This is a genomic window from Bifidobacterium sp. LH_417 (assembly GCF_056357035.1).
This window is the reverse complement of sequence record NZ_JBKEVI010000044.1, coordinates 1-667: the sequence shown is the minus strand read 5'-3', so window position 1 is coordinate 667 and position 667 is coordinate 1. Positions and strand designations below refer to the sequence as shown.

Below are 667 nucleotides of genomic sequence, written 5' to 3'. Positions count from 1 at the left end.
AGGCGGAGTCGCTAGTAATCGCGGATCAGCAACGCCGCGGTGAATGCGTTCCCGGGCCTTGTACACACCGCCCGTCAAGTCATGAAAGTGGGCAGCACCCGAAGCCGGTGGCCTAACCCAGTTCGCTGGGGCGGAGCCGTCTAAGGTGAGGCTCGTGATTGGGACTAAGTCGTAACAAGGTAGCCGTACCGGAAGGTGCGGCTGGATCACCTCCTTTCTACGGAGAATTCAGGGCGAGGGTTTCTCGTCCGGTGTGTGCCCCGCGCGTGCGATCGTCGCACGTGGGTCGGGGTTGCTGGTGTGGAAGAGATCGTTGGCTTTTTCGGGTCGTCCCTTTTGGGGGTGGCTCTTGTGGGTGGTGCGGCATGCTTTTGGGTTCCCGGACCGCCACTCCTGGAGGGTGTTTCCTTCCGGTGTGCGGGTCCGATGCCTTCCTGGCTTGGCTTGCCGGCTTGTCGTCGGTGTGGCTGGTCGGGGTGTGTGTTGGTGGTTTGAGAACTGGATAGTGGACGCGAGCAAGAAAGAGTTTTTTCTTGTTTCTGTTGATTTCGAATGGACTCCGAGATGTTTTTTTGTCTTGGGTGTTCGTTCGGTCGTTTTGTGATCATTTTGACATGTTGTGTTGATGTGTCGTCCGATGTATTCGCGAATTTGGTTTTCGCCGGTG

At 57.1% G+C, this 667-nt stretch carries 1 protein-coding gene and 1 rRNA gene; one reads left to right on the top strand and one right to left on the bottom strand.

Annotated features, from left to right (window positions below; genetic code table 11):
• Positions 1–217 (top strand): 16S ribosomal RNA (locus tag AC1AYR_RS11750); the annotation flags it as partial.
• Positions 218–228: 11 nt separating this feature from the next.
• On the opposite strand, the gene AC1AYR_RS11745 is transcribed toward AC1AYR_RS11750, so the two are convergent.
• Positions 229–667: hypothetical protein (locus AC1AYR_RS11745; RefSeq protein ID WP_476555183.1), on the bottom strand; the 439-nt coding region annotated here is incomplete at its 5' end.